General features: G+C 65.4%; 20 protein-coding genes. 6 read left to right on the top strand and 14 right to left on the bottom strand.

Translation table 11 applies throughout. The features are described 5' to 3' along the window. Nucleotides 1-6 precede the first annotated feature (6 nt). A complete protein-coding gene (locus NH14_RS15745; protein ID WP_035532867.1) occupies nucleotides 7-939 on the top strand; it encodes an electron transfer flavoprotein subunit alpha/FixB family protein in 933 nt (310 codons plus the stop codon). A gap of 206 nt (nucleotides 940-1145) precedes the next feature. On the opposite strand, the gene NH14_RS15750 is transcribed toward NH14_RS15745, so the two are convergent. Further along, entirely contained in the window at nucleotides 1146-2387 is a 1242-nt protein-coding gene (locus tag NH14_RS15750; RefSeq protein ID WP_035532804.1) for a CaiB/BaiF CoA transferase family protein, read from the bottom strand. 35 nt (nucleotides 2388-2422) lie between these two features. Beyond that, nucleotides 2423-3589 (bottom strand): acyl-CoA dehydrogenase family protein, encoded by a 1167-nt coding sequence (locus NH14_RS15755; protein WP_035532802.1) that lies wholly within the window; start codon nucleotides 3587-3589, stop codon nucleotides 2423-2425. Between the two features lie 253 nt (nucleotides 3590-3842). Here NH14_RS15755 and NH14_RS15760 point away from each other — a divergent pair, with 253 nt between their 5' ends. From NH14_RS15760 to NH14_RS15770, 3 genes are all read left to right on the top strand, one after another. Next, nucleotides 3843-4916 carry a MaoC family dehydratase gene (locus NH14_RS15760; RefSeq protein WP_035532799.1) on the top strand — a complete coding sequence of 358 codons (1074 nt, stop codon included), beginning with the start codon at nucleotides 3843-3845 and terminating at the stop codon, nucleotides 4914-4916. Beyond that, a complete protein-coding gene (locus NH14_RS15765; protein ID WP_035532796.1) occupies nucleotides 4916-5911 on the top strand; it encodes an HpcH/HpaI aldolase/citrate lyase family protein in 996 nt (331 codons plus the stop codon). Before NH14_RS15760 ends, NH14_RS15765 begins: the two co-directional genes overlap by 1 nt. A gap of 157 nt (nucleotides 5912-6068) precedes the next feature. Next, nucleotides 6069-6845, top strand: coding sequence for a GntR family transcriptional regulator (locus tag NH14_RS15770; protein ID WP_052148447.1), 777 nt, complete (start codon nucleotides 6069-6071; stop codon nucleotides 6843-6845). Nucleotides 6846-6861: 16 nt separating this feature from the next. On the opposite strand, the gene NH14_RS15775 is transcribed toward NH14_RS15770, so the two are convergent. From NH14_RS15775 to NH14_RS15820, 10 genes are all read right to left on the bottom strand, one after another. Further along, complete coding sequence (locus NH14_RS15775; protein ID WP_035532794.1) at nucleotides 6862-7434, bottom strand: DUF2889 domain-containing protein; 573 nt, start codon at nucleotides 7432-7434, stop codon at nucleotides 6862-6864. Nucleotides 7435-7507: 73 nt separating this feature from the next. Then, complete coding sequence (locus tag NH14_RS15780; protein ID WP_035532792.1) at nucleotides 7508-8278, bottom strand: citryl-CoA lyase; 771 nt, start codon at nucleotides 8276-8278, stop codon at nucleotides 7508-7510. Nucleotides 8279-8294: 16 nt separating this feature from the next. Continuing rightward, nucleotides 8295-8792 (bottom strand): MaoC family dehydratase, encoded by a 498-nt coding sequence (locus NH14_RS15785; RefSeq protein ID WP_035532790.1) that lies wholly within the window; start codon nucleotides 8790-8792, stop codon nucleotides 8295-8297. 11 nt (nucleotides 8793-8803) lie between these two features. Further along, nucleotides 8804-9967: an acyl-CoA dehydrogenase family protein gene (locus NH14_RS15790; protein WP_052148446.1), complete on the bottom strand. Its 1164-nt coding sequence runs from the start codon at nucleotides 9965-9967 to the stop codon at nucleotides 8804-8806. Next, nucleotides 9960-10709 (bottom strand): SDR family NAD(P)-dependent oxidoreductase, encoded by a 750-nt coding sequence (locus NH14_RS15795; protein WP_035532788.1) that lies wholly within the window; start codon nucleotides 10707-10709, stop codon nucleotides 9960-9962. Before NH14_RS15795 ends, NH14_RS15790 begins: the two co-directional genes overlap by 8 nt. Before the next feature lie 74 nt (nucleotides 10710-10783). Further along, the gene (locus NH14_RS15800) at nucleotides 10784-11239 is read right to left on the bottom strand and encodes a MaoC family dehydratase (RefSeq protein WP_035532786.1); all 456 of its coding nucleotides are present in this window, start codon (nucleotides 11237-11239) and stop codon (nucleotides 10784-10786) included. 35 nt (nucleotides 11240-11274) lie between these two features. Then, nucleotides 11275-12483 (bottom strand): acyl-CoA dehydrogenase family protein, encoded by a 1209-nt coding sequence (locus NH14_RS15805; RefSeq protein WP_035532783.1) that lies wholly within the window; start codon nucleotides 12481-12483, stop codon nucleotides 11275-11277. Nucleotides 12484-12528: 45 nt separating this feature from the next. Beyond that, a complete protein-coding gene (locus NH14_RS15810) occupies nucleotides 12529-13440 on the bottom strand; it encodes an SDR family NAD(P)-dependent oxidoreductase (RefSeq protein WP_035532782.1) in 912 nt (303 codons plus the stop codon). 40 nt (nucleotides 13441-13480) lie between these two features. Then, on the bottom strand, nucleotides 13481-14680 hold the full coding sequence (locus tag NH14_RS15815; protein ID WP_035532781.1) for an acetyl-CoA acetyltransferase: 1200 nt from the start codon (nucleotides 14678-14680) through the stop codon (nucleotides 13481-13483). Between the two features lie 14 nt (nucleotides 14681-14694). Next, nucleotides 14695-16155, bottom strand: coding sequence for a 3-oxoacyl-[acyl-carrier-protein] synthase III C-terminal domain-containing protein (locus tag NH14_RS15820; protein WP_035532779.1), 1461 nt, complete (start codon nucleotides 16153-16155; stop codon nucleotides 14695-14697). 401 nt (nucleotides 16156-16556) lie between these two features. Between NH14_RS15820 and NH14_RS15825 the strand changes: the two genes are divergently transcribed. After that, complete coding sequence (locus NH14_RS15825; protein WP_035532777.1) at nucleotides 16557-18113, top strand: acyl-CoA synthetase; 1557 nt, start codon at nucleotides 16557-16559, stop codon at nucleotides 18111-18113. A 28-nt stretch (nucleotides 18114-18141) separates the two neighbouring features. Here the strand turns inward: NH14_RS15825 and NH14_RS15830 are convergent, their stop codons facing one another. Together NH14_RS15830 and NH14_RS15835 are read right to left on the bottom strand one after the other, a co-directional pair. After that, the gene (locus NH14_RS15830; protein WP_035532775.1) at nucleotides 18142-20298 is read right to left on the bottom strand and encodes an acetate--CoA ligase family protein; all 2157 of its coding nucleotides are present in this window, start codon (nucleotides 20296-20298) and stop codon (nucleotides 18142-18144) included. Nucleotides 20299-20410: 112 nt separating this feature from the next. Then, nucleotides 20411-22510 (bottom strand): acetate--CoA ligase family protein, encoded by a 2100-nt coding sequence (locus tag NH14_RS15835; protein ID WP_237179648.1) that lies wholly within the window; start codon nucleotides 22508-22510, stop codon nucleotides 20411-20413. 434 nt (nucleotides 22511-22944) lie between these two features. Here NH14_RS15835 and NH14_RS15840 point away from each other — a divergent pair, with 434 nt between their 5' ends. Next, nucleotides 22945-23181 carry a hypothetical protein gene (locus NH14_RS15840; protein WP_084225890.1) on the top strand — a complete coding sequence of 79 codons (237 nt, stop codon included), beginning with the start codon at nucleotides 22945-22947 and terminating at the stop codon, nucleotides 23179-23181. Nucleotides 23182-23246 lie beyond the last annotated feature (65 nt).

Below are 23246 nucleotides of genomic sequence, written 5' to 3' on the forward strand. Positions count from 1 at the left end.
GAACGAATCAATGCGCTGGTCGTGGCCGAGCACGACCATGTCTCGATCAAGGGCGCGACACTCAGCACGGTCGCAGCCGCGCGTCAATGCGGCGGCGAGGTTCACGTACTGGTGGCGGGCCATGCATCGTCGTCGGCGGCCGCTGCGGCCGCGCGGATCGATGGCGTCGCGCGCGTGCTGCATGCCGATGCGCCGCAGCTTGCCGAAGGCCTCGCGGAGAATCTGGCGGCTCAGGTCGTCGCGCTCGCCCCTGCGTACGGGGCCATCTTCTTCGCGGCCACGAGCAGCGGCAAGAACGTTGCGCCACGCGTGGCCGCGCTGCTCGACGTCGCGCAGGTTTCGGACATCACGCGCGTGATTAGCGCCGACACGTTCGAGCGGCCCATCTATGCCGGCAACGCGATCGTGACCGTGCAGAGCAGCGATGCCGTCAAGGTGGTCACCGTGCGCGCCACGGCGTTCGATGGGGTGGCGGCGCAAGGCGGCGCGGCGGAGATCGTCGGGATCGACGCGGTGCCGGATAGCGGTCTCTCCGCTTTCGTCGAGCGCGTCGTGGCGAAGAGCGACCGGCCGGAGCTTGCCGATGCGCAAATCGTCGTGAGCGGCGGCCGCGCGCTCGGCAGCAGCGAGCGCTTTGCCGAAGTCCTGACGCCGCTCGCCGACAAGCTGGGTGCGGCGCTCGGCGCCTCGCGCGCCGCCGTCGATGCAGGCTTCGCACCGAATGACTGGCAGGTGGGCCAGACGGGCAAGATCGTCGCGCCGCAACTCTATGTGGCCTGCGGCATCTCGGGGGCCATCCAGCATCTGGCGGGGATGAAGGACTCCAAGGTGATCGTGGCGATCAATAAGGATCCCGAAGCGCCTATCTTCAGCGTGGCCGACTATGGCCTCGAGGCCGACCTCTTCGAGGCCGTGCCGGAGCTGACTGCCGCACTCTGACGTTACGTGTGGTGGCCCGACGCGCATGGATATGACGTATCCATGCGCGTCTTGTTTTTTGCGGAACGCGAATCTGCCCTGGAGCTGGGGTGAGGCCGGTATGCGGTATTGGCGGAAAGGGAAGGGACGACGCAGGCCCGCGTTGCCGTGAACGGGAATGGGGTGAAACGGAACGGCGGGCGCCGGCTCGGCGCCCGCCGGGGTGGTCATCGAATCGCGCCCGACTCGCGCAAGCGGGCAACGGCGTCGGCATCGTAGCCAGCCGCGAACAGCACTTCGTCCGTATGTTCGCCGAGCATCGGCGCGCGGCGATGCACGCCACCGGGCGTGCTGCCCATCTTGATCGGCACGCCGGCGATCTTGACCCGGCTGTCCGATCCTGGCTGCTCGACATCCACGAGCATATTGCGCACGCGGTAGTGCGGATCGTCGAAGATTTCCGCTGACGTGTAGACCGGTCCGAACGGAACACGACCGCCGAAGCATTCGGCCAGTTCGGCCTTGGTTCGCACCGACGTGAATGCCTCGATGATCTCCACCACCTGCTGCGTGTGGTTCACGCGCGCGGCGTTCGTGGCGAACCGGGCGTCGGCAATCAATTCGGGCTGGCCGATTGCATGGGCGAGTTCTTTCCAGAAGCCGTCGTGCGCGACCGCGATCGACGCCCAGCCATCGCGTGCCCGAAACAGCCCGAACGGACAAAGCAGCGGGTGACGGTTGCCTTCCGGCGTCGGCACGACGCCCGTATACGAGGTCTGATAGACGATGCGCTCGCACATGGCCAGCACGCAGTCGGTCATGGCGACGTCGACGAATTGCCCCTCGCCGGTCTCGCGGGCCCGCAGCACGGCGGCCAGCAAGCCGATGCAGAGCATGAGCGCCGGCACGGTGTCGCCCACGCCGGGGCCGATCTTCATGGGCGTCTCGCGGTCGGGCCCGGTGATGCCCATCATGCCGCCCATCGCCTGGGAGACGACGTCGTAAGCGGGCCACTCGGCATAGGGGCTCGCGCCGCTGCGCGGATCGCCGAAGCCGCGCACCGCGCCGTAGACGAGCCGGGGATTGAGTTCGCGCAGCTCTTCCCACGCGAGACCGAGCCGCTCCATCACGCCGGAGCGGAAGTTCTCGACGACGATGTCGGCCTGCGCGATCAACTTGCGCACGACGTCGAGACCCTGAGCCGTTTTCAGATCGACGGCAATCGAGCGCTTGTTGCGGTTCACGCTCTGGAAATAGCCGCCGAAATCGCGCAGCGCGTCGTCTTCGCAGTAAGGGCCGTTGGCGCGCGTGCCGTCGCCGCTCAGGCCTTCGATCTTGATGACATCCGCGCCGTGATCCGCGAGGATCTGCGTGCAGAACGGCCCGGCCAGCATTTGCGTGAGATCGATGACGCGTATGCCGCTGAGCGCCCCGCGGGAATGGTCCGCCGTGGCGGTCGAAGTCTCCATGTGGTTCTCCTGTGTCTCGTGAAAGCCGGCTACGGCTACGCAGCGGCCTTGCCGAGCAGGGCGTCGGAGATGATGCGCATCTGGATCTCTGACGTCCCCTCGAAGATCTTCGTGAGGCGGGCGTCGCGCCAGTAACGCTCCGCGGCGAAATGGGTCGTGTAGCCCGCGCCGCCGTGAATCTGCAGCCCTTCGCTGGTCACGCGCTCGGACATTTCGCTGGCGAAAAGCTTCACCATCGCGGCTTCCGTGTCGCAGCGCCTGCCCGCGTCGATTTGTTCGCACACCGAATACAGCAGCGCGCGGGATGCCTCGATTTGCGTGGCCATGTCGGCGATCTTGAAGCGGATGGCCTGGAAATGCCCGATGGGCGAGCCGAACTGCGCGCGGTCGCGGGCATACGTCATCGAGTCTTCGAGACTGCCTTGAGCGAGCCCGATGGAGCGCGCGGCCGTGTGCGCGCGAGCCGTTTCGAGACCGGCCGTGGCGAGATAGAACGCCTTGCCTTCCTCTCCGACCATGCTCGAAGCGGGAACCCGGCAGCCGTCGAACGCGAGTTCCCACGTGGTCCAGCCGTGATACCCGATCTTCGGAATCGGACTGCCTGCGACGTTGGCGGGCAGCTCGCCTCTCGGCTTTTCGACCATGAAGGCGGAGAGCCCGCGGTGACGCGCCTTGGGATCGACCTCGGGGTCGGTGCGGGCGATCACGAGGATGAAGTCGGCTTCGTCGGCGAACGTGCACCAGTACTTGCTGCCGGTGATGACCCAATCGTCGCCGTCGCGCACCGCGCGGCACGAAATGTTGGCGACGTCCGAGCCCGCGTTCGGTTCGGAAAGCGAGAAAGCGCCGAGGAATTCGCCGCGCGCCATGCGCGGCAGATAGTCCGCCTTCTTTTCGGGGCTGAGGCTCTTGAGCGCGCCGATCAGGCCGTTGCCGCGAGCGATCAGGCTGGCCACGCTCATCCAGCCGCGCGAGAGCTGCTCCGCAACGAGGCAGTACTCGTATGCGCCGAGGCCGAGGCCGCCGTATTCCTCGGGAATCAGGATGCCGAAATAACCGAGTTCGGCCATTTCGTCGATGAGTTCGCGCGGAATCTTGCCCTTTTCCGGGTCGAGCTTGTTGGCGAGAGGAAGCACGCGCTCCATGGTGAACTGGCGCGCCGAATCCTGAATCATGCGGCGCTCGTCGGTGAGTCTTTGCATTGTGGGCTCCTTGAAGACCGGTCCATGTTCTTTAGGTGCGCAGGGGCGCAACTATGTACGGACATATTAGCAGCGTGCTCGATCTCGGAACGCACAGTTTCGGGGGGGTGTTAAGTTCAAATATGCACTTAAAAATACGGAAAAACACGTAAATTACCGGCATTTTCGAAAACGGTTGACGGCATGCTTTGTTTTCGTGAATATGTACGTACATAGTGCCGCCCTGCGGGAGGCCTGACGAACCGGAGGATGAATGAGCAAGAACCGAAGCGGCAATTTTTTCGAGGATTTCCGCGTGGGCATGAAGCTGCGCCATGCCACGCCGCGCACGCTTACCGAAGGAGACCGCAGTCTCTATATCGGCTTGACGGGAAGCCGCTCCGTGCTCGGCACCGCCACGACGAACGCGCGTCAGTTGGGATTCGACGTGCGGCCGCTGGAAGACCTGCTGGTGTTCAACACGGCGTTCGGCAAGACGGTGCCCGATATCTCGCTGAACGCCGTGGCGAATCTCGGCTATGCCGACGTGCGCTTCCTCGCCCCGGTCTATCCCGGCGACACGCTCGCCGTGGAAACCGAGGTGATCGGCTTGAAGGAGAACACGAGCCGCAGGAGCGGGATCGTCTATGTGCGCTCGACGGCGAAGAATCAGCATGATGAAGCGGTGCTCACGTGGGTCCGCTGGGTGATGGTCCACAAGCGCGACGTGCAGGCCGATTGCCCGCAGGCTCATGTGCCGCCGCTTCCGGAGTCGGTGAGGGTCGGGAGCCTGCCGCGCCATCCGTTCGGCCCGCAAGTCGCGCAGATCACCGCGCTCACGGGAGTCGCCGATCTGTGGGACGACTACGCCGTGGGCGAACGCATCGATCACCCGGGTGCGATGGCGCTCAACGACAGCGATCACAGCATCGCCACGCGGCTGTATCAGAACACCGCGAAGGCGCACTTCGACGCGCGTGCCGCCTCCGCCAGCGAAGGACGTCGCCTGGTCTACGGCGGCCACGTAATGTCGATCTGCAAGGCGCTCGCGTACGACGGGATCGAAAATGCGCTGACGATGCTGGCCATCAACGCAGGCAGCCACGTCAACCCCACGCTGGCCGGCGACACCCTCGTTTGCGCCACCACCGTGACCGGCAAGTTCGACCTCGGCGACGACCACGTTGGCGCCCTGCGCCTGCGCATGATCGCGGCGAAGAACGTGGAGGCCGCCTCGATCGTCTTTCCCGACACCGGCGCTGGCCGTCCCGCTCATTCGACCAATATCGTGCTCGATCTCGACTACACGATCGCCATGCCCAAAAAATCTGCAACACGGAGCCAATGATGACTGTCCACACGCATCCCAAAGACGCCCTTTTTTCGGGCGAAAAGCCGTTTCCCGCGTTGCCTGCCTGCGAGCACTTCGCCGGCAGCGAAAAGCTGATTGCCAAGGCGCTCGGCTTGCAGGCCGAATACGGCCCGGTTTTCGATATCACCTGCGACTGCGAAGACGGCGCGGCTGCCGGCCAGGAGCGCGAGCACGCGCAGATGGTCGCCCGCATGCTCAACTCGGAGCTCAACCGCTTTGGCCGCGCCGGTGCCCGCATTCACGATCCGTCGCACCCCGCGTGGCGTCAGGACGTGGACATCATCGTCGGGGAGGCGGGGCAGCGCGTCGCCTACATCACGATTCCGAAAGCGACCACGGTAGCCCAGGTTGCGGAGGTGATCGACCATATTCAGTCAGTTGCCCGAAAGAATGGCGTCGATCGCGCCGTTCCGGTTCACGTCCTGATCGAAACGCACGGCGCGCTGCGCGAAGTCTTTTCGATCGCGGCGTTGCCGCACATCGAAGTGCTCGACTTCGGCCTCATGGATTTCGTGAGCGGTCACCATGGCGCGATTCCGGCGGCGGCGATGCGCAGCCCGGGGCAGTTCGAGCACGCGCTGCTGGCGCGCGCCAAGGCCGATGTGGTGGCGGCGGCGCTCGCCAACGGCATCGTGCCGGCGCACAACGTTTGCCTGAACCTCAAGGACGCCGCCGTGATCGCTGCCGACGCGGGCCGGGCGCGCAACGAATTTGGCTTTCTGCGCATGTGGAGCATCTATCCGGCGCAGATCCAGCCGATCGTCAACGCCATGCGGCCGGATTTCGAAGAAGTGGCGGACGCTGCCGCGATTCTCGTCGCGGCGCAGGATGCCGCCTGGGGGCCGATCCAGTACGAGGGCGAACTGCACGACCGGGCCACCTACCGGTACTTCTGGAGCGTGCTGGAAAAGGCGAGGGTGACGGGCATGCCGTTGCCTTCCGCGGCCGAGCAGCGCTTTTTCGCGGGCTAGTCGAGCGCGGGCCGCGCACGTCATCGGGCGCGGCCGGCCAGCAAGCGGCGCTCCCGTTGCGCGTACAATCGGTAACTCCTTGAACAGCGCCCCGCGCGCTGTGGCAATGACAACCCAGCGGCAACCCAGCGATAACCCAGCGACAACGCAGCAGGACATGAGCGCGAAATCCAGGACCCCTCCGGTCAATCCATCCCTGCCGGTCACCCGTTACGCCGAACTCGCGCAAACGCTCATCAAGGCCATTGGCGCCGGCCGCTATGCGGTGGGCGGTCTGCTGCCCACGGAGCCGGAGTTGGCCGAACTGCATGGCGTGAGCCGGCACACCGTGCGGGCATCGCTCAAGATGCTTCAGGATCTCGGCTACATTTCGCGCAAGAAGTCGGTCGGCACGATCGTCGAGAGCGCGAATCCGCGCACGGCCTTCACTCAATCGTTCGAAACGCCGGAAGACCTGATGAGGGTCGCGGCGACCGAGGTGCGCTCGATCGAGACGGTCACGCCGGTCAAGCTCGATCGCACGCTGGCGCGCAGCCTCGAGGCGCCGCCTGGAAGTCACTGGATACGGCTTTCGGGGCTGCGCGTCGAGGCGGGAAAGCGGGGAGCGCCGCTCGCGTGGGCGGACATTTATATCGATGCCGCGTTTGCGCATTTGATCGACGAGATCCGCAGCCGCCCGGGGGAACTTGTGAGCGCGATGATCGAGCGCGAAAGCGGGCAACCGTTCGACGAGATCAGGCAGATCGTGCGGGGCGTGCTGATCGACGCCGCGCTCGCGAAGCGGCTGAAGGTGGAACCCGCGTCGGCGGGACTGCGGCTCGTGCGGCATTACCGCCGCCAGGACGGCCGCATCCTGGAGATCTCCGATACGCGCTATCCGGCCGACCGCGTGTCCGTATCGTTTCAACTGAAGCGCGGCCGGCTGCCGGCCTGATTCCAGGTCTCATGCATCAAGTGGCCGGCCGTCTGTGCAGCGGCCACAGCACCTTCATGGCCTCGCCGTCGGCGCGATTGGTGTAGCAGCTGTTGATGACCGCGGGCGGGGCCATCGTTCCGGACTCGTCGGCGGGCAGCCGCCCATTGCGCTCGACGCGGCCCACGGCGAAGCGCGTCTGCATCGCCGTATTCGCGAGCAGGCCCAGCAGTTCGGTCAGGTGGGTGCAGCCATTCACGCCGCCCACGACCGCCTTGATCTGCTTGCGAAAGCCGGCGCCGATCTGCATGCCTTTCAGTCCTGCATAAGCCGACTCGATGTCCGTGCAGTAAACGGTCGGCCCCGCCTCGATATGCGCCGTCACGTTCTGGATCACCATCGCCGTATCCAGCGTCATCACGATGCGCATGTGATGGATCGGCGCGCCTTTGGGCACGCGCTTGAAGAGGAGATCGGTGTCGATCGGGGTGATGTCGCGCAGTTCGCCTTCGATGTCGAAGAGGCCGTCGCTGCGCAGATAGCCGTTGCAGCTCATCGTGCGCGTATGCATGAGCTGCCGCGAAACTGCTGAAGCAGGGGAGGTGTTCATGGAGAGCATCCTTTTTCCACGAATGAGAAGAGGGCGCCCCGCAAGGTGACGCGGGGCGCACAGAAGGTGGCGATCAGGGCAGGACGTTGCGCGGGTCGTCCTTCAGCACGAGCTGCCAGGCTTCACGGGCCATCGGCGCGCTCTTCTCTTCCATGATGTGAGCGAGCAGCCCCGCCGATCTGCCGACCAGCGAAAGGCCGCGGGCGATCAGCGGATCGAGGCCCATCGCGGCGACGATGGCCGCGATCGCGCCCACCGCATTCAGCGGCAGCGGCTTCTTCATCTCCTGGGTGAGCACGTCGCCGATCGCGTCCATCAGCCGCCAGTGCACGTGGTAGTAGCCGTTCTCGCGGGCCAGTTCGCGCAGCGTGGGAACGCGCGGATCGCCGTCGATATGGATCGGGTGCCCCACGCCGTAAATCGCGCGGCGTTGCTCCTTGTGCTGGCGAATCACCGCGCGGGCGGCTTCACGGATCTGTTCGTCGCTGGCTTGCTCCGGCAGGTCCTTCGCGCCTTCGAGCAGCATTTCGGCCGCGTTCTGCATCGTGCCGAGAAACACGCTGCCCGCGCCCAGCAAGCCGGCCGCGACCGCGCCCTGGAGCGCTTCGGGCGCGCCGATATAGGTCAGGCGGCCTGCAAGCGAGCTGGGCGTGATGCCGTGGTCGGCCGTGGTGACCAGCAACGCGTTGACCATGACCTTCTCGCGCGGCTCGGGCTTGCGGCCGAGGGTCGTGAAAAAGATCATGTCGATGAAATCGAACTTGCCGATGATCTCGGTCGACAGGTTCAGACCACGGACCATGATGGTATCGGTCGTGGTGTAGCCAATTTCGGTCTTTACCATGAGTCTGTCTCCGCACTCACTGCGCCGCAGGGTGGCGTCGCTTGAACAGGCACGTCGCGGCCATCTCGGCGACGACTTCGTCGCGCTGGTTGATGCCGCGGCGCATGAAGGCGATGATGCCGCGTTCCGGCCGGCTCGTTTCGCGCTGCTCGAGCACTTCGATCTCGACGCGCAGCGTGTCGCCGATGAAGGTCGGCTTCGGGAATTTCAGCCGGTTTTCCAGCACGCTGAAGAGCGCGCCTTCCATCAGCTGGTTGGGGATCGAGCGCGAGGTCAGGCCGGCCATGAACGAAGCGACCAGCATGCCGTGCGCGATGCGCTGGCCGAAGATCGTGCCCTTCGCATATTCGGCGTCCACGTGCACCTTGTTGAAGTCGCCGGTGAGGGCGGCGAACGCCGCCACGTCGCCTTCCGTGATCGTACGCGAGGAGGTGGTGTAGGTCGTGCCGGGCGTGAGGTCTTCCCAGTAGATCGACGCCTTGGCGATCTCGTCGAGGACGCTGGTTTCAGTCATGTTGTGTCTCCTTAGGTGAGCGCGGAAATGCCGAGGATCTCGCGCCCGATGATGAGTGTCTGGATTTCGGTCGTCCCTTCGGGGATCATGCCGCCGCGCGTATCGCGGAAGATGCGCTCGATGGGGTACTCGCTCGCATAGCCCATGCCGCCGTGCACCTGCAGCGCGTGGTTCGCGACATCGAAGGCGGCTTCGGTCGCGTACAGCTTGGCAATCGAGCATTCCGTGCGCGCCGTGCCGTTCTGCATCGCGCGCGCGGCGCGATAGCCGAGCGCGCGGGCGGCCAGCGTTTTCGCGGTCATGTCGACGATATGCTTCTGCACCAGCTGGAACGACCCGATCGCGCGGCCGAACTGCTTGCGCTGCTTCGCGTACTCGACGGAAAGATCGAGCGCGCTTTGCGCCGCGCCGACCGCGCCCATGGCCACGTTCAGGCGTCCGAAGTTCAGGCCGATCAGGATCTGCCGCAGCCCTTCGCCTTCTTCGCCAATGAGGTTCGCGGCGGGAATCTCCGCATTGTCGAAGGTAAACGCAGCGGTGCCGGTGCTGCGCGCGAACATCGTCTCGACCGGACTCACGTCGAATTTCGTTTCGCCGACCTCGACGAGGAACAGCGACAGCTTGCCGTCGCACTGCTCGCTATAGGTGCGCGCGACAACGATGCCGAAGTCGGCGAACAGACCGTTGGTGATCCACAGCTTGCTGCCGTTGAGCACGTAGCGGTCGCCGCGCTTGTCGGCGCGAGTCTTGATTTCGGCGACGTTCGAGCCGACGTCGGGCTCGGAGATCGAGACGAACGTCTTGCGCTCGTTGCGCAGCAACGGCCGCATGAAGCGCTCTTTCTGGTCTTCCGTGCCGTACGCGTTGATGATGCCGGAGACGATATTGAGGCCGTTGAGCAGGATGCGCAGCGAGAGCCAGCAATAGCCGGCTTCTTCCATCATCACGGCCCACGTCAGGTAGTCGATGCCGAGGCCGCCGTCCGCTTCGCTCAAATAGCCGCCGAGATAACCGAAGTCGCCAAGGCCGGTGAGCACTTCGTGCGGAAAGCGCTTGTCGCGCTCCGCCTGCTGGATGCGCGGCGCAACGTGTTGCTTCAGGTAGCGGCGGATGTTGTCGCGCAGCAGCTGCTGGCTGCTGTCGAGGCCATCGACATCGCAATCGAGATCAGCCATAACGTCCTCCGGTCACGAACAGCGTGGTGCCCGTGATGTAACGGGCTTGCTCGGAGGCCATGAACGCGACGGCGCCCGCGATGTCGCTGGTCTGCCCGGCGAACGTCACGGCGTTCTTGGCAAGCGCGTTCTCGCGAATCGTGTCGTAGTTGGGCAGGCTCTGGATATATTCCGTTTCGATGAAGCCCGGCGCGATGGCGTTGACCGTGACGCCCTTGCGCGCCTGCTCCAGCGAGAGCGCGCGCGTGAACCCGACGAGCCCCGCCTTGGCGCTCGAGTAGTTGGCTTGCCCCGGGTTGCCGAACATCGCGCGCGAGCTGATGTTGATGATGCGGCCCCAGCCGCGCTCATGCATGTGGGGCAGCACGGCGCGGCAGCAGTGGAATGCGCCCTTGAGCGTGACGTTGAGGACGAGGTCGAAGTCCGCTTCCTCCATCTTGAGGAGCGTGCGGTCTTTCACGAGGCCCGCGTTGTTCACCAGCACGTCGATCCGGCCGAATGCCTCGGCGCCGGCGCCGACCATCTTGCGTACCTGCTCCTCGCTGCGCACGTCGCACTGCACGGCGATCGCCTTGCCGCCGTTCGCCTCGATATGACGCGCGTTTTCCTGCGCCGCGTCGGCGTCGAGGTCGGTGACCACCACGGCCATGCCCTCGGTCGCCAGCATGCGCGCCGTTTCCGCACCAATGCCGCGGGCGGAGCCCGTCACGATCGCCACGCGATCTTTCAGTCCCAGATCCATCTTCGTTCCTCCATTCCTGATTGGATTAGATTGCGGCCGCCTGGCCGTTGCGCCTTGCCCCGGATCCCGGGATCTCAGGGATAGCGCCGTACAATCGATTCGGCGATGCAGACCGGCTTGGCCGAGCCTTCGCGCTCCACCGTCATTTCGACTTTGATCTGTGCGCCGCCGTTGTCCAGGGGCTCCCAGGCCAACAGGCGGAAATGCGCGCGCACGAGGCTGCCCACCGGCACCGGGGCGGGGAAGCGCACCTTGTCGAGCCCGTAGTTCACGCCCATGCGGCTTTGCTCGATGCGATACGCCGTCGAGGAGAAAACCGGCAGCAGGCTCAGCGTGAGAAAACCATGCGCGATCGCGCCGCCGAACGGGCCGTCTTTTGCGCGTTCCGGGTCCACGTGAATCCATTGGTGATCGCCGGTGGCGTCGGCGAATAGATTGACGCGCGCCTGGTCGATCGTCGTCCACTCGCTCGTGCCGATCACTTCGCCGACCAGCGGCTGAAGGTCGGCAATCGTTTGATACGTCTTCATTTCGGTTCCTTCGATTTCGATATGACTTCGCGCGCTCAGAACTGAAACAGCGCACGCGCGACGATGCTGCGCTGGACCTCGCTCGTGCCGCCATAGATCGTGGCGGCGCGGCGGAAGAACATCTCGTTGGCGAGGCCGCGGCCAAGCTCCTGCATCGGCAGCGTGGCGGCGTCGCGTTCCTGCGGGCCCGGATAGGCGATTGCGCCGTGATCGCCGAGCGCCTCCACCACGAACGCGCTCATCTGCTGCTGCAGTTCGGTCGCGCGCACCTTGAGGATCGAGCCCATGGCGTGCGCCGCCGGGCTGTGATCCTGCTCCAGTGCCGCCACGCGCTGCACCAGCATGGCGATGGCGTTCGTTTCCGCTTCGAAACGCGCGAGACGCAGCGCGAAACCGGTGCGCTCGATCAGCGGGCGCGCGCCGTCCCGGGCCACCACCGCCAGCGCCCGCAACTGCTTCAGATAGCGCCGCAGCACCGGCAGGTCGGCCGTCGAGGCGTGCTCGTTGTTGAGCAGGAACTTCGTGATCGACCATCCCTCGCCCTCGGCGCCCACGCGGTTCGACACGGGCACGCGCACGTTGTCGAAGAACGTCTCGTTCAGGTGATGGCAATCGTCGATGCTGCGGATCGGGCGCACCGTGATGCCGGGCGTCTTCATGTCGACCAGCAGGAAGCTGATGCCGGCCTGCTTCTTCGCCTCCTGATCGGTGCGTACGAGCAGGAAGATCCAGTCGGCCCGATGCGCGTAGCTGGTCCAGATTTTCTGCCCGTTGACGACGTAGTGGTCGCCTGCATCGTCCGTGACCCGGTCGGCGCGCGTGCGCAGCGACGCGAGGTCCGAGCCCGAGCCCGGCTCGGAAAAGCCCTGGCACCATTGACGCTCGCCGCTCAGCAGCAGCGGCAGATGCGCCGCCTTCTGCTCAGGTGTGCCAAATGCATTGAGCACGGGGCCGAGCAGCTTCTGCGCGCCGCCGTCCTGGGTGGGCGCGCCCGCGTTCATGCACTCCTCGTCGAAAACGAGGCGCTCCTGCACGCTCCAGCCCGGGCCGCCATGTTCGGCCGGCCACGAGGGCGTGCCCCAACCCTGCTCGTTGAGGAGGCGCTGCCAGCGCGTCACGTCCTCGCGCGCCGAACGCGTGCCGGTGCGCAGCGGGCGGACGAGGTCCGCTGGCAGACGCTCGCGCAGGAAGGTGCGCACGTTCTGGCGAAAGGCCTCGAGGTTTCGATCAGGCTGGAAATCCATGTGTACTGTTCCTTTGCGTACTGGCGGGGCGCGCCGGGGTTCCGGTCAGACCGGGTCCCAGGCGAAGACGTCGCGCGAGAGTTCGAGCGGGTAGAACGACTTCTCGAACATCGGAATGGCGCGCTCGACGCAGGACTCCACGGTCCAGCCTTGCGCCGTGTGCGCGGTGCGGATGGGGCGCGGCTGCGAGAACAGATAGATTTCGTTGTTACGCACACCAAAGATCTGGCCGTTGACGTGCTTCGCGTTGTCCGTGAGGAGGGCGAGCGTGAACGGGGCGATCTTGCCGGACTCCATCGTCATGTAGACCTTCATGCGCTCCTTCGCTGCTTCCGATTCGGTCGGCACGCTGCCGACCATGCGTGTGAAGGCGAACGGCGCAATGCAGTTCGAGCGCACGTTGAAGCGTTGCATGTCGATCGCGATGGATTTCGACAGTCCCACGATGCCCATCTTGGCGGCGGCGTAATTCGCCTGGCCGAAGTTGCCGATCAGCCCCGAAGTCGAGGTCATGTGCACGAAGGCGCCGCATTCCTGCGCCTTGAAATGCGGCGCGGCGGCGCGCGACATGTTCCAGGAGCCCTTCAGGTGGACGCGCACCACCGCGTCGAACTCTTCTTCGGTCATGCGGTGGAACACCGTGTCGCGCAGATTGCCGGCGTTGTTGACGACGGCGTCGACGCGGCCAAAGGTGTCGAGCGCCTGCTGGACGATCTTCTGGGCCGAGTCCCATTCCGCCACGCTATCGGTATTGGCGGCAGCCTCGCCGCCCGCCGCGCGGATCTCGTCGACGGTCTGCTGCGCGGGGCCGGCGCTGCCGCCGGAGCCGTCGATGTTCACGCCCAGGTCGTTGACGATTACGCGCGCACCCTGGCGCGCGGCCTCGCAGGCAATACCCTTGCCGACACCGGCGCCCGCGCCGGTCACGATGACAACTTTCCCTTCGAGCAAACCCATTGTGTACTCCTCGATGAATCGGAATCCTTAAGATCCGTTGTTAGTGGTGAAGGCCCAGCACGCTGATCGCGGCGACGCCCTGGTAGGGAACGCCGCCCAGGTTGTGCGTGAGCCCGACGGCCGGGTTCTTGAGCTGGCGCTCGCCGGCCCGGTCCTGCAACTGGTTGTAGATTTCGTAGGCCATGCGCAAGCCCGATGCGGCGATAGGGTGGCCGAAGCATTTGAGGCCGCCGTCGATCTGGCACGGCACGCCGCCGTCGCGGTCATAGAAGCCGTCGAGCACGTCGTGCACGGCGCGTCCCGCTTCGGAGATGAACAGGTCCTCCATCGTCACGAGCTCGGTAATGGAGAAGCAGTCGTGCACTTCGATCAGATCGAGCTGTTCGCGCGGATTCGTGATGCCGGCCTCGGCATAGGCGCGTTGCGCGGCGTTGCGCGTGTTGCGAACGTGGCTGCCGTCCCACACGTTGGTGGTCGATTCGATGCCCGAACTGACGCTCAACTGGATCGCCTTGATCGTCACCATGTCCTTGCGGCCGAGCGCGCGCGCGATCTCCGGCGTGGTGACGATGGCCGCCGCCGCGCCGTCGCTCACGCCGCAGCAGTCGAACAGGCCGAGCGGTTCGGCGATGATCGGCGCGCCGAGAATCTGTTCCATCGTCACCGCTTTGCGCAGGTGAGCCTTGGGGCTCAGCACGCCGTTCTGATGGCTCTTCCACGACACGCGGGCAAGCGCGCGCTTGAGTTCGTCTTTCGCGATGCCGTGGCGGGTGCGATAGCCATCGGCCAGTTGAGCGAAGCCCGCGGGCGCGGAGCCAAGCGGCAGCCACAGATCGTTCATGGTGCCCTTGTACGTGGGCGGCAGGCCGCCGTAACCGGTGTCCTTGAGCTTTTCCGCGCCGATCGCGAGCGCGATGTCCACCGCGCCCGACGCCACCGCATAGGCCGCGCCGCGCAACGCCTCGGTGCCGGTCGCGCACATGTTTTCCATGCGGCTGAATGGAATACCATCGAGGCGCAGCGCGAGCGAGGCCGGGATGGCCGAGTTGCCGACGTTCACCGCATCGAGACACGACCCGTACCACGCGGCGCCGATCTCGTTGCGAGCGATGCCAGCGTCCGCGAGCGCTTCGTTGAATGCCTCGGCCAGCAGATCGTGCGTGCCTGCGTCCCAGCGCTCGCCAAAGCGCGAGCAGCCCATGCCGATAATGGCGACCTTGTCCTTGATACCGTTTGCCATGGTTGTCGCCTCCGTTATGCCGCAAGCGGCGTGGCTTTCCAGAAATAGCGCGGATAGTTGCGCGTCTTGTCGATGTCTTTGATACGGAACACCATGCGCAGCGGCGTGCCGACATCGAGGCCTTCCGTGCCGACGTCGGTGACTTCCATGAGCACGCGCGCACCGTTGTCGAACTGCACGAAGCCCACATAGAGCGGCGGGGCCGGGTGATACGAAAGCCAGTCGGCGGTCATGGTCAGCACTTTCGCGTCCACGTCGTAGAGCGCGGTGGGCTCGAACTGCGAGGCGGGCGCGTGGCAGGTATCGTTCACGCAATAAGCCAGCTGCGGGAACTGCACGGTGCCGCAACAGCCGCATTTGCCGGCCACGAAGCCGCCGAGCTGCCACGCGCTGCGGTATTGCTCGGTGAACGCTGTCTTTACCTGCTTCTCGGCGCGCATGCCCCATTCGAGGTCGATGGCGTTGTCGTACGAGAGCATGCGCAGATAGTCGCCATGCACCTGGGCGTTGGCGATGGCCTGCGTCGCACCGCGGCGCGGCCTGAACGATGCGATGGCCGCGGTCGTCTTCAGCACGAGCACGTCGCATCCCTGTCCAAAGCCCGCCACCACGATGATGTCGTCCGGTTGCGCGCGTTCGAGCGTGGCTGCGAGCATGAGACACGGATGCGCGGCGCCCGCGTAGCCGCAATGTTCGTCGAGATGATCCGCGACGGCCTGCGCGGCGATGCCGGCACGCTTGGCCAGGGCTGTGCCCACGCCCTTGAGCGGCGCGGCAAATACGAAGTGCGCGACCGCATCGGCGGGCACGCCCGCGCTTTCGAGCGCGGCCTTGACGGCGGCCGGGACGATCTTCGCGTAGCCTTCGTCGCGAATCCAGCGCTCTTCCCAGTAGTAGTCGTGCTTGCCGTCGGCGGCGCGAAAATGATCGACGAACAGATTTGTCTCGCTGGCGCTGCCGATGAGTTCGGCGATCACACCTTCGCTGCCGAGCGTGAATGCCGCGGCGCCTGCGCCATACGCGAGTTCCTGCGCGCTGGCAGGCTTTGCCGAGGGATGGTCGCTCGCGACGAACAGCACGTTCTCTCGCGCCGCGCGCAGGTGGTTCAGCAGGCCGGCAACGCCGGCGCGCTGCGATTGCCCGATTTCGAGCGTGCGCACGCTGGCGGGCAGCTCGAGCGCGCCAGCGACGATGCTCGCGCCTTGCAAGTCGGCAAAGGCGGGCCGCGTCGTGGCGAGTGTCAGCGCTTCGATGCACGTGCGCGTGCGTTGACCGAGCGCGTCGCGGGCGGCTTCGACGGCCATCGTGATGCTGTCCTCGTCCCAGCTGCAGAAGGCGCGCTCGCCTTTCGGCGCGGCGCCGGCCGCGCCGCTCATCCAGCGATGGGCGGCGGCAATGGCGGCGCGCTGCATACGCAGGCGGGGCACATAGCCGCCATAGCCGGTGATGCCATACGGTATTGGCGTTCGGGTCATGCTTACCTCGCGGTCTTGGATGCTTGATGAATCCTGCTGTCGAGCGGACCCTGGTGGTGCGGGGCGCTCGGGTGATCGAATCATCGCTAGAGGTCCGTTCCGGGCCACTCCCCAACGCGGGGGGCGGCGAGGACGGCACTTAAGCGCCGGGTGGGGAGAGCGGGAATTGCAGGCGGACGAGAAGGGTCATGCCGGGGGGGGGGCGGCGTGAAAGGTTGCCTCGCGCGGGAGGCGCACTCGGCGAGGGCGGAAACGGAACTTATGCGCACGGCCCGAACGGCCCGCCCCCTGAGTCGAGGGGGCGGCGATCTCGTGCCTGGCGCCATACTGGCGCGGACGATCTTTCTTCCATTTCAGGGCCGCGCGTTCCGATCTGGATACCGACAACGGAGACAATCACGATGTACCTCACCCAATGCCTTCATCGTGCGGTTCAGCAATACCCGGACCGGACGGCCACTGCGTTTCGCGGGCGTCGCCGCAGTTACGGCGAATTTGGCGAACGTGTCGCGCGCCTCGCGGGCGCCCTGGTCGGCCTTGGCATGGCGCATGGCGACCGGGTTGCCATGCTGGCCCCGAATTCGGACCGGTACGTCGAGTACATCATGGGTGTCTGGTGGGGTGGCGGTGTCCTCAATCCCATCAACGTGCGCTGGAGCGTGCCGGAAATCGTCTACTCGCTGGACGATTGCGATACGCGCATCCTGCTCGTCGACGATACGTACCTGCCCCATGTCGAGGCGATTCGCGCGAAGGCGAAGCACGCGCCGCTCGTGATTTATGCGGGCGACGGCGAGGCGCCCGAGGGCATGCTGTCGTTCGAGACGCTGATCGCCGATACGCCGCCCATCGAGGATGCCTGGCGCGGCGGCGACGATCTCGCTTGCATCATGTACACGGGCGGTACGACGGGCTTTCCGAAAGGCGTGATGCAGACGCATCTGAACCTGTGGTCCGGTTGCGTGCCGCGTCTCGCAGAGATGCCGCAGCCGCCCAACTGCGTCGTCATGCACGTCGCGCCGCTCTTTCACGTGGCGGGGCTTGGGCGCGTCGTGACGCAATTCCTCGCGGGCGGCACGCACGTGCTGGTGCCGTCGTTCGACGCAGGCGAGTTGCTTGCGACCATCGAACGGGAAGGCGTGACCGAATCGGTACTGGTGCCGACGATGATTCAGGCGCTGCTCGCGCATCCCGACCTTTCGCGCTACAACCTGAGCAGCCTGCGCCGGCTCTACTACGGCGCGTCGCCCAGCGCAGGCGCGATGGTCGAACAGCTCCTCGCGCAGTTTCCGGGGATCGAGCTATCGCACAGCTATGGCCTGACCGAGACGTGCCCCGTCGTGTCGAGCAATCCGCCGGAGAATCACAGCGACGCCGCGCGCCGCAGCGGGCTTTCGCGCTCGGTCGGGCGCGGCGGGATTGGTGTCACCATCCGCATCGTCGACGCTGAAGGGCGCGAGGTGCCGCGCGGGACGGTGGGCGAAATTGTCGTTCGCGGTCCTAATATCACGCCGGGATACTGGAACAAACCGGAGGAAACGGCGCGCGCCATGCGCAACGGGTGGTTCCATACCGGCGACGGCGGTTACATGAACGAGCAGGGCTATGTGTTCATCGTCGATCGCATCAAGGACATGATCGTGACGGGCGGCGAAAACGTCTATTCCGCCGAGATCGAGAACGTGATCGCGCGTCATCCTGCTGTGGCGATGTGCGCGGTGATCGGCGTGCCGCACGAGCACTGGGGCGAGGCGGTTCACGCCGTGGTGGTGCTCAAGCCTGGCGCGAAGCTCGACGAAGCCACCCTGCGCGAGCATTGCCGCGAGTTCGTTGCAAGCTACAAATGCCCGAAGACCGTGGAGTTTCGTGACGCATTGCCCCTTTCCGGCGCTGGAAAGATTCTGAAGAAGGATCTGCGCGAGCCGTACTGGAGCGGCAAGGCTCGCGAGACGAAATAGGGCGGGTTGCGGGCGTTGCGCGCCTCGATCAACGGAACGGGCCGCCCGGCAGCTGACTGGCGGCCGGTTCGCCTCCGTGATGGCAGAGGATCGCATCGAGCGCGACGACGCCCTGTCCTTGCGGTCGTACCGCGAGCGGGTTGATTTCCAGCTCGCCGACCGAGTCGGCGTGGCGCACGACGAAGTCGCTCAGTTTCACCATGACGGCAACCAGCGCGTCGACGTCATAGGCGCACTGGCCGCGATAGCCTTTGAGCAGCGCGTGACAGCGGGTCTCCTCGATCATCTGCCGGGCGGACTGCGCTGTGAGCGGAAGCAGCCGCCTGCTGACATCGCCGAAGAGTTCGATGCCGACTCCGCCGAGTCCGAACGTGCACACGTGGCCGAACACGGGGTCCTGGTGAATGCCCACTACCACTTCCACAAACGGTGCCGGAAGCATGGGCTCGATCAGTACACCTTCGATATCGGAAGCCGCGCAAACCCGCAAGCCGTTTGCATGAATGTCCCCGAACGCTTCGGCCGCTTCGCGTTCCGACGCAATGCCGAGCCGCACGCCGCCCATATCGGTCTTGTGCGTAATGGAAGCGCTCGCGATCTTCATGACCCCTCTGCCGTTTGCGACGTCGCGCCAGGCTTGCGCCGCTTCATCGGCGGTGCGGGCGACGCAGCCATTGGGTACGGGAATGCCGATTTTTGCCAATAGCGCCTTTGTTCTGGCTTCGGAAAGACCCATGTTCGCTGCGTGCGACGCGATTGCGCCGAGCGGGACCCACGCGCTGTCGAAGCGGGTTCGCCAGCGCCCGTATTCGATGAACCGCTTGACGGCCAGCACGGCGTTGCCCACGGCACGCATCGGCATCAACCCGCCTTCGATGATCGTGCGATGTCCCTCGCCTGTGCGGTCGCTCATCCACACGGGGACGATGGGCGTGCTCACCTCGCGCTGTACGTCGACGAGGCTTGCGCCGAGCAGCGTAGTGGTCCTTCCGTATTCGACGGGAATGGGCACGAGCACGATGTCCGTGTTCGGATCGCTTGCCGTCGCTTTCAGGGCGGCATGGCTCACCTCGGCATTGACGAGCACTTCCGCCGTGACGTCGACCGGGTTGTCGATCGCCGCGTAGCCGGGGAGGGTGTCGCGCAGCTTTTGCAGCGTCTGCGGGGCGAATCTGGTTAGCGTCAGGCCAGCTAGCCCGATCATATCGGACGCGAGTGCGGCGGTCCCGCCGGAGAAGCTATAGACGGCCACCTGTTCGCGGCCGGTCGGCTCGGCGCGGGACAGCAGCGAAGCGACATCGATCATTTCGTCGATGTCGTCGACCTCGATGATGCCCAGTTCGCGGAACACGGCGCTATTGATTTCAGCAACGCCCGCAATGGCGGCGGTATGCGATTGCGCGGCTTTCGCGCCGTAGGCCGATTTGCCAACCTTCAGCGCGACGATCGGCTTGCCGAGGCGCGCGGCGTGCAAAGCGGCAGCCATGAAGCGCGGGCCGTTGCGTACGCCCTCGAGCGTCGTCACGATGACCTTGATGTCGGGCGCTTCAGCCATGTAGTAAATAAAGTCGCTGACTTCGAGATCGACCTCGTTGCCGCCAGAACACCAAAGGCCGATGCCCACACCGCGGTCCATGGCCTGGATGAAGGCGCGGCCGAGGCCGCCGCCCTGGGTCGCGACGCCAATCGGGCCGCTGCGCTGGTCGATGCGCCATGCCGGCGAAAAGCACAAACCGAGCCGCGCATTCATGTTGTTCAGGCCGGGGCAGTTGGGGCCGTAGATCCGCATGCCGGTGCTCGCCGCGATTTCGCGCATGTGCGCCTCGATCGCTCGTCCTGCCTCGCCGGTTTCGCCGAAGCCGGACGTGAAGACGATCGCGAACTTTACACCGTGCTCGCCGCACTCGCGCAGCGTCTCCAGCACGGCGTCCGCGCGCACGGCCAGGATGGCCAGATCGGGAGCCTGCTCGATGCGCCGTATGGACGGTACGCAGCGTCGTCCGTGAATTTCGGCATAGCCGGGGTTCACGAGGTAGAGCTCGCCGCGAAAATCGGACCAGGCGGTCAGATTCTCGAATGTGCGGCCTCCGATGCTGTCGGGCCGCTCCGATGCGCCGATCAACGCGATGGATCGCGGATGGACAAGCAGCGACAGGTCACTGAAGTGCGAGTGGCTTTCATTCATGACGCGGGAAGGTCCTTTTGTAGTGGTCGTACTTGGGACTGCAGATGAATGGTCAAAAGCGGAGACGCCGCCCGGACGAACCCGGGCACTCCGGCTCGATGGGGGCGCACGATCACGGAGCTTCGTCGGCGACGATGGCCGCGTCGGCAGCCAGGGCCCCTTCGCCCTCGGGCATGGCGAAGACGGGATTGAGATCGAGCGATTGCAGGCGCGGCCCGGCGGCTATCGCAAAGGCCGAAAGCTTCGACAGCATGCGTGCGAGTGCGGCAATATCGGTAACTGGCCGGCCGCGCGCGCCGAGCAACAACGGTGCACCGCGAATCGAGCGGATCATCCGCTCGGCGACGTCGACGCCAAACGGACAACGATGCAGGACGACGTCATTCAGGATCTCGACGAATACGCCGCCCAGGCCGAACATCGCGATCGGACCGAAGACCGGATCGCGCTGAATGCCCATGATGCACTCCACGCCGCCCATGATCTGGCGGGCTACCAGCACACCGTCCAGCCGGGCTCGCGGTGCGGCGTTGCGGGCGCGCTGAAACAGTGTGCCGAAGCCGCTGTGCACGGCGCTTTCATCGCTTACGCCGAGTAATACGCCGCCTGCCTCGGACTTGTGCAGGATATCGGGCGACAGGATCTTCAAAACCACGGGGAAGCCGAATTCGCGCGCCGCGCGCACGGCGGATTCGGCATCGGCGCAGGCCCGTTCCGGGACGCTGGCGATACCGGCGGCGGCGAGCAACTGCTTGGCCTGGGCTTCGGTGAGCGGGCCCGACGGCAGTGCAATCGGCGCTAAGGCCGGGATCGGGGCACCCGGCTGCGCGTCTGCAGCGAAGCTGCGGCCAATGTGCCCCATGGCGGCAATCGCGGCGACTGCGCGGTTGAGGTCTTCGAAAACGGTGAAGCCCTGTTCCTCGAAAGCGTCCAGCGTTGCGCGCGACCCGCGCAGGATCAGCACATAAAGGCGGTCCGGATGGCGCGCCCGCACCCGTGCCATCCGCTCGAGCAGGCCCCTCCATACATTGGGCGCAGTGCCGGCGTAGGTGAAGAATCCGAGCAACGTCCGATAGCCGCCTTCGTCCAGCATGGTGTCGACGAACGGTTCGATGATGGACGGGTCGTTGATGAACTGGCCGGTCGTGTCGACCGGATTGCGTGGCGAACAAATCGGCAGCAGTTCGAGCAACTTGTGCTGCGCGTGTGCCGGCAATTCCGGCATGGGCAGCCTCAGCGCTTGCGCAGCGTCCGAAACGATGACGCCCGCACCGCCGCTGACCGTGACCATGCCAAGCGTATTGCGTTCGGGAAAGATGCCGCGCGTGGCAAGCCGCACGATGTCGAGAAGCGCCTCAGTGGTGCTCGCGCGCACGACGCCGGCTTCGGCGAGAACGGCGTCGCACACGGCGTCGTCGCCGACGATCGACGCCGTGTGCGAAAGCGCTGCGGCGCTGCCCAGCGCGCTGCGGCCGACCTTCAACATCACGACAGGCTTGCGGGCCCGGCGCGCGGCCTGAAGCGCGGCGAGCAGGCCCGGGCCGTCTTGAATACCTTCCGCGTAGAGCGCGATGACCGTGGTGTCGGGGTCCTCCACCATCAAATGGACGACGTCGGCCAGCGTGAGATCGGCCTCGTTGCCCGTCATGAAAATGCTGGAGATGCCGACACCGGCGTCGGCGGCCGCGGCTAGAAGGTGCCCTCCGTACGCGCCCGATTGGCTGGCGATGCCTACGTTTCCGGGGCGCACGTTGGCCGTGACGTCGGTCGAGAGAAAACTGCCCACGAAGCCGCTGTGAAAGTTCACGCATCCGAGTGCGTTCGGACCCAGCAGCCGCATGCCGCTGCGGCTTGCCGCCGTTGCCAGGCTGGCCTGCAGCGCGCTGCCCGGCGCGCCGGTCTCCGCGAAGCCCGCGCTGAACACGATTGCCGCGCGAACGCCGCGCTCGGCCAGCGCCTTCACGGCATCCAGCGCCTGCAGGGCGGGGACAGCGACGATCGCGGCGTGCGGCGTTTTCGGCAATGCGGCGATCGAAGCGTAGGCGGGCAGCCCCTGCACTTCGTTTCGGTGCGGATTGACCGGAAAGATGCGGCCGCCGAAGCCGAGCCGTCGCATGGCTTCGATCGGGCGGCCGCCTATGCGGGTCGGATCGTCCGATGCGCCGACCACAGCGACCGAGCCCGGGTTCAACAATGCATTCATCGGGAGCATTGCATCCATGTCCTTGACGGGAGGGTTACGGGATTGCGGTCCGTGGCGGTCTGAATGCCTCGGATGACCAAGCGTAGGCAAATGACGGCCCCAGTCTCCCCCCCCAACGTTGGGGGTGGTAGGCGTTGCCACATGGGAAACGGATCTTTCCCCGCGCGGCGTGGCGGATATCGGATTTTGGTGTGACAAGAGGTGTTGCACTCGGGCGGCACAAAAGTCGAACGCGCCGACGCAGTCGGCGGAGTGATGCGCGAGAGCGGTTAGATACCCCCGCTTTTGGGGGGGGAGGTCCGTCGCGCATGGCGTTACCTTGCTACCTGGAGTAGCCCGTGTTATCGGGCATTTCGTTCAGAAGTAGGGCACAGTCGCGTTGTTTCAGGAATGGACCTTGGCCCTCCTCAGCATGCTGCGCACAGATGGCACTGGAGATATCGATGAAAACCGCGGAACGATCGTTGCGTCTGCTCGTTGAGAAGTGGATTGGCGCGAGCCCGGAAAGGCGGGCGCGGGTCACCGGGTTCGGATATTGCCGCAAACGTGCGTGGCGCTATGTGCGCGTGGAGACTGCGAATTCGTCAGGTGTTCTTTCTATTTTGTTTTTCCGGCATGAAGACGGATCGTGGTGCGTATTTCCGCCCGAACGCAGACGGCCGGCAATGCGCATTGTCTGAGAGCGTTGGTTTGTGGAAAACGATGTTTGTACCGGATATCGGCAGGTATGGAGGCCTGGTTTCGT

The organism is Paraburkholderia sacchari (assembly GCF_000785435.2).
GTDB classification, from domain to species: domain Bacteria; phylum Pseudomonadota; class Gammaproteobacteria; order Burkholderiales; family Burkholderiaceae; genus Paraburkholderia; species Paraburkholderia sacchari.